The organism is Luteibacter sp. (genome assembly GCF_051958795.1).
Classification (GTDB): domain Bacteria; phylum Pseudomonadota; class Gammaproteobacteria; order Xanthomonadales; family Rhodanobacteraceae; genus Luteibacter.
The window spans coordinates 1-6,031 of record NZ_JBQCFT010000042.1; the positions used below are offsets into that span (position 1 = coordinate 1).

General features: G+C 65.4%; 5 protein-coding genes. All 5 read left to right on the plus strand.

What is annotated here, in order from left to right; translation table 11 throughout:
• Positions 1-277 precede the first annotated feature (277 nt).
• Positions 278-1,549 (plus strand): efflux RND transporter periplasmic adaptor subunit, encoded by a 1,272-nt coding sequence (locus ACTHLF_RS02510; RefSeq protein WP_440324567.1) that lies wholly within the window; start codon positions 278-280, stop codon positions 1,547-1,549.
• Positions 1,550-1,581: 32 nt separating this feature from the next.
• Positions 1,582-2,298 carry an ABC transporter ATP-binding protein gene (locus tag ACTHLF_RS02515; RefSeq protein WP_440324569.1) on the plus strand — a complete coding sequence of 239 codons (717 nt, stop codon included), beginning with the start codon at positions 1,582-1,584 and terminating at the stop codon, positions 2,296-2,298.
• A gap of 29 nt (positions 2,299-2,327) precedes the next feature.
• Positions 2,328-3,638: an ABC transporter permease gene (locus tag ACTHLF_RS02520; RefSeq protein ID WP_440324571.1), complete on the plus strand. Its 1,311-nt coding sequence runs from the start codon at positions 2,328-2,330 to the stop codon at positions 3,636-3,638.
• A gap of 12 nt (positions 3,639-3,650) precedes the next feature.
• On the plus strand, positions 3,651-4,871 hold the full coding sequence (locus ACTHLF_RS02525; RefSeq protein WP_440324573.1) for an ABC transporter permease: 1,221 nt from the start codon (positions 3,651-3,653) through the stop codon (positions 4,869-4,871).
• 21 nt (positions 4,872-4,892) lie between these two features.
• Positions 4,893-6,031: ABC transporter permease (locus ACTHLF_RS02530; protein ID WP_440324575.1), on the plus strand; the 1,139-nt coding region annotated here is incomplete at its 3' end.

Genomic DNA, 6,031 nt, shown 5'->3' on the forward strand with positions numbered 1-6,031 from the left:
CCCACTACCGCTAACCCCTGTTCTTGTTGTCCCGGTGTGGCCGTGTTTGGGTCGCCCCCCACCCCCCCCCCCCGCCCCCCCCCGCTCCCACAGTGGCTTTAGGGTGGTTCGACAGTAGTTCGATGGGCCGTACGCTGCACGCGGTCACTGTCCGGACACCTGTCCGCGGACACCGCTCCCAACCGGACGCGCGCGGGTAACTCGCTGAAATAAAGCCATTTATCTGGTTGGCACGCGGCTTGCTGAAGACTTCATCAAGTTCTTCAGGGAAGCCCACATGATCCGAGATACCTCCGCCCAGGACCGCCTTGTCGTGGCTGGCCCGAACCGTCACCGCAAGCTGCTGATCGCCGGCGGCGCGGTGGCCGTCCTGGTGGCCATTGGCTTCGCCATCCCGAAGATCGGGACGATGTTCTCGGCCGATTCGTCCGTGAGCGCTTCGCGTCTTTCGTTCGGCACCGTGACGCGCGGCCCCTTCGTCCGCGATATCGCGGCGGAAGGCAAGGTCGTCGCTGCCGTCAGCCCGACCATGTACGCCCCCTACGGTGGCGCGGTCGTGCTTCAGGTCCACGCCGGCGACGTGGTGAAGAAGGGCCAGGTGCTCGCTGTCGTGACCAGCCCGGAGCTGACCAACAAGCTGGCGCAGGAACAGTCGGCCGCCGATGCGATGCAGGTTGAATACCTCCGCGCGCAGGTCGATGCGCAGAAGAAGCGCTCTGAACTGCAGAAGGCGTACGACAATGCGGTGGTCGACCAGACCGCCGCGGATCGTGACCTGAAGCGTTACCAGGGCGCGTACGAAAAGGGCGCGGTGCCCGTCGCCGACGTCGACAAGGCCAAGTCGGCGCTCGAGAAGGCCGGCATCACGCAGAAACACGCGCAGAGCGACCTTCGCGTCGACAACGACAGCCTTACGTTCGACATCCAGGCCAAGAAACTCGCCCACGATCGCCAGGTGCTCCTGGTGAAGGACCTGCAGCGCCAGGTGGACGACCTCAACGTGAAGTCGCCGGTGGATGGCCAGGTCGGCCAGCTCTTCATCGCCGAACGCGCCACGGTCGCGAAGGATGCGCAGCTGGTCAGCGTCATCGACCTCACCGCGCTGGAAGTCGAGATGAAGGTGCCGGAAAGCTTCGCCCGCGACCTCGCGATCGGCATGCCGGGCGAAATCACCGGCAACGGCAAGGAATGGAAGGGCAAGGTGAGCGCCATCTCGCCCGAGGTGGTGAACGGCGAAGTCGCCGCCCGCCTGCGCTTCGATGGCCAGTCGCCGCAGCAGCTGCGCCAGAGCCAGCGCCTTTCCGTCCGCATCCTGCTCGATCGCCGCGACAACGTGCTCACCGTGCAGCGTGGCTCGTTCGTCGATGAAAGCGCCGGCCGCTACGCCTATGTCGTCAACGACGGCATGGCCGACCGCCGTGACATCCGCGTCGGTGCCAGCAGCATCGACAAGGTAGAAATCCTGGACGGCCTGAAAGAGGGCGACAAGATCGTCATCTCCGGTGCCGACACCTTCGGCGACGCCAAGCACGTCGCCATCGCACGCTGACCGTTCAAACCATCATCCAAGAGGGAACCGCCATGCTGAAGATGAACCACCTCGCCAAGGTCTACCGCACGGAAGTCGTCGAGACCTACGCGCTGCGCGATTTCAACATCGACGTGAAGGAAGGCGAGTTCGTCGCCGTCACCGGTCCGTCGGGCTCGGGCAAGACCACCTTCCTCACCATCGCCGGCTTGCTCGAGACCTTCACCGGCGGCGAGTACCACCTCGACGGTATCGAGGTGAGCCAGCTCAACGACAACGCGCGCTCGAAGATCCGCAACGAGAAGATCGGCTTCATCTTCCAGGCGTTCAACCTGATTCCCGACCTCAACGTGTACGACAACGTGGAAGTGCCGCTGCGCTACCGCGGCATGAAGGGCCCGGAGCGCAAGCAGCGGATCATGGACGCCCTCGAGCGCGTCGGCCTGGCCGCGCGTGCCCGCCACTACCCGGCGGAACTCTCGGGCGGCCAGCAGCAGCGCGTTGCCATCGCCCGTGCGCTCGCCGGCTCGCCGCGCCTGCTCCTGGCCGACGAACCGACCGGTAACCTGGATACGCAGATGGCACGCGGCGTGATGGAACTGCTGGAAGAGATCCACCGCGAGGGCGCCACCATCGTCATGGTCACCCACGATCCCGAACTGGCGGCGCGCGCACAGCGCAACGTCCACGTGATCGATGGCCAGGTGGTCGACCTGTCCGAAGAGCCGCGCTTCCACGCGCACACGCACGCCCACACCGTCCGCTCCTGATCGCTGGCCCCGCGCCGAAGGTGGCACCCATGTTCGCCTATTACCTCCAGCTGGGCCTTCGCAGCCTGCGCAAGAACCCGATGCTCACCGCCCTCATGGTGATGGCCATCGGCTTCGGCGTGGCCGCCTCGATGACGACGTACTCGGTCTACCGGGCCACGTCACGCGACCCGATCCCGCAGAAATCCAGCGTGCTGTTCAACACGCAGGTCGACGCGTTCGGCCCGGAGAACATCGAGAACGGCGAACCGGCGCCCGCGCTGACGTACACGGATGCCACCGCCATCCTGCGGGCGCACAAGGCCGCGCACCAGGCGATCATCTACCCGGTAAACGTCTCCGTGATCCCGGATGACGCGGCCCGCCTGCCGATGCGGCAGACGGCCTACGCCAACGGTGCCGACATGTTCGGCATGTTCGACATGCCCTTCCTGCAGGGGCGCGCGTGGACCCGTGATGACGACGAGAAGCATGCGAGCGTCGTGGTGATCACCAAGGACCTCAACGACAAGGTGTTCAACGGCGGCCAGAGCGTCGGCAAGCAGCTCAACCTCGATGGGCGCCTGTTCACCGTCGTGGGCGTCATGGATAACTGGGCGCCGCAGCCGCTCTTCTTCGATGCACCCAATACGGGCGGTTTCGTCGACGAAGGGGCGTCGGTGTATATCCCCTTCACCCGCGCCATCGACCTGCAGCTCGGCACCAACGGCAACAACAACTGCGTCAAGGAGCCCGAGCAGGGCTGGGATGGCTACCTGCGCTCCGAATGCGTATGGCTCGCGCTCTGGACGCAGCTGGATAGCCAGGCCGAAGTCGATGCATATCGCAACTACCTCAACGGCTACGCGGCGGAGCAGCAGCGCGCAGGGCGCTGGAGCTGGGCACCGAACGTCAAGGTCCGCAACGTCACCGACTGGCTCGACTTCCAGAAGGTCGTGCCGAAGGAGTCGACCATCTCGCTGGTCGTGTCGCTGGGTTTCCTCGCGATCTGCCTGGTGAACACCATCGGCCTGCTGCTCGCGAAGTTCATGCGCCGCTCCCAGGAGATCGGCGTGCGTCGCGCACTGGGTGCCTCGCGCGCCACGATCTACGCGCAGTTCCTGATCGAAGCGGGCGCGGTCGGCATCGCCGGCGGCGTGCTCGGGTTGATCCTGACCGGGCTGGGCATGCTGGGCACCACGCTGGTTTTCCCGTCCGATATCGCCCGCCTGGCAACGCTCGATCCCACGCTGATCCTCCTGACGCTGCTGACCTCCATCGCAGCCACGGTGATCGCCGCTTTCTATCCCACGTGGCGCGCCGCTCAGGTGCAGCCGGCGTGGCAGCTGAAGTCCAACTAAGGGCACGCTGGCATGAACCTCCAGATCAAACCCATCCTCTCCGCGCTGCGCCGGCACAAGGCGGGCACCATCCTCATCGCGCTGCAGATCGCGCTCACCCTGGCCATCGTCTGCAACGCGCTGTTCATCGTGCACCAGCGCATTGAGCGGTCGAACCGCCTGACCGGCATGGACGAGAGCAACGTCATCGCCGTGCAGAACCGCTACGTCGGCAAGCCGGATTCGTTCCTCCCGCTGATGCAGACCGATGTGGCGGCGCTGCGCAATATCCCGGGTGTCGAGTCGGCCTATGTGACCAATGCGTATCCGCTGCGCCGCGGTGGCTGGTCGACCGGCATGCAGACCGACCCGACCAAGACCAAGGACAGCCTGCCGAGCGCCCTGTACTTCGTGGACGAGCAGGCGTTGAAGACGCTCGGCGTCAAGCTGATCGCCGGGCGCAACTTCACGCCCTCGGAAATCGTGAACCTTGCCCCGCAGAGCACGCCGGCACCCGCACAGGTCATCATCACCAAGGCTATCGCCGACAAGCTGTTCCCCAACGGCGATGCGCTCGGCAAGTCGATCTACTACGCGAAGAACAAGCCATCCACGGTTATCGGCATCGTCGAGAAACTCACGGTGCCCTGGATCGAGTTCGAGCACATGGATAACGTGACGCTGATGCCGATCCGGTTCGACAGCGGCTACCAGCACTTCCTCGTGCGCGCCCGCCCGGGCCAGCAGGATGCCGTCTACAAGGCGATCCCCAATGCGCTGTACAAGGTGAGCCGCATGCGCGTGCTGCCGGAGAAGTACGGCCTGCGTACGTTCGATGTGGTGCGGGCCAATGCTTACGAGGCCGACCGCGGCATGGCGATCCTGATGACGGTGGTGTGCGCCGTGCTGCTCGCGATCACCGCGGCGGGCATCGTCGGCCTGTCGAGCTTCTGGGTGGGCCAGCGCCGCAAGCAGATCGGCGTGCGCCGCGCGCTCGGCGCCCGTCGCTCGGACATCCTCAGCTACTTCATGACCGAAAACTTCCTGATCGCACTGGGCGGCGTGATCGTCGGTACCGTCCTCGCGCTGGGCCTCAGCCAGTGGATGCTGAAGTACTTCGAGATGCCGCGCGTTTCCGTGACCTATGTCGCCGTCGGCGTGGTGCTCCTGCTCGTGCTGGGCCAGGCCGCCGTCTTTGCACCCGCCCTGCGCGCATCGAAAGTGTCGCCGGTCGAAGCGACCCGCAGCGTCTGATCCGGAACACCAGGAGTAGTGATGTTCGGTTATTACCTCGAGCTGGCCCTGCGTAGCCTCAAGCGAAGCAAGGCCCTGACGGCGCTGATGGTGCTGGCGGTGGCCATGGGCATCGGCGCCTGCATGACCACGGTCACGGTGCTGCACGTGGTGTCGGGCGACCCCATTCCCAGCAAGAGCCAGCGGCTGTTCTATCCGCAGCTCGAGCCGCGCGACACGGACAACGGGTTCTATAGCAAGGGCGAGCCGCCGTCGCAGGTCTCGTGGCAGGACGGCATGGCGTTGCTCAAGGCGGGCCGTGCCGACCGCCAGGCCCTGATGACCGGTGGTACGGCGCCGGTGCAGCAGGATGGGAGCCAGGCGGAGCCCTTTTTTGCCCGGGCGCGCTATACCACCGCCGACTTCTTCCCCATGTTCGAGGTGCCGCTTCGCTATGGGCACGCTTGGTCCAGGGCCGAGGATGAGGCCCGCTCTCGCATCGTCGTCATCAGTAGTGTGCTCAACAACCGCCTGTTCCACGGCGAGGACAGCACCGGCCGCACGCTGCGCTACAACGGCGTGACCCTGCAGATCGTCGGGGTGATGAAACCCTGGCGGCCGCATCCGCATTTCTACGACCTGAACGCCGATAGCTATGCGGACACGGAAGAGCTGTTCATGCCGCTCAGCACGTCTCGCGACCTGCATGGCCCGCGCAATGGCTCACGCGATTGCTGGGGGCAGGGCGGCAAGGTGCAGGAAGATGTGCTCGAGACGGCGAATTGCACCTGGATGCAGCTGTGGGTGGAGATCGACGACCCGGCGAAAGTCGCCGAATACAAGGCGTTCCTGACTCACTATTCGGAAGAGCAGCGCGCCGCCGGCCGTTTCAAGCTCCCGGTGAACGTGCGCCTGCGCAACGTGACCCAGTGGCTGGATTACAACCAGGTCGTCCCGAGCGATGTTCACCTGCAGGTCTGGCTGGCCCTCGGCTTCTTCGTCGTGTGCCTGGTGAACACCGTGGGCCTCATGCTCGCGAAATTCCTGCGCCGTTCCGGGGAAATCGGTGTTCGCCGTGCCCTCGGGGCGTCGCGTGTCGCCGTGTTCGCGCAGTTGCTCACCGAGGCGGGGATCATCGGTCTCAGCGGTGGGCTCGCCGGACTGGTCATGGCGGTAGGCGG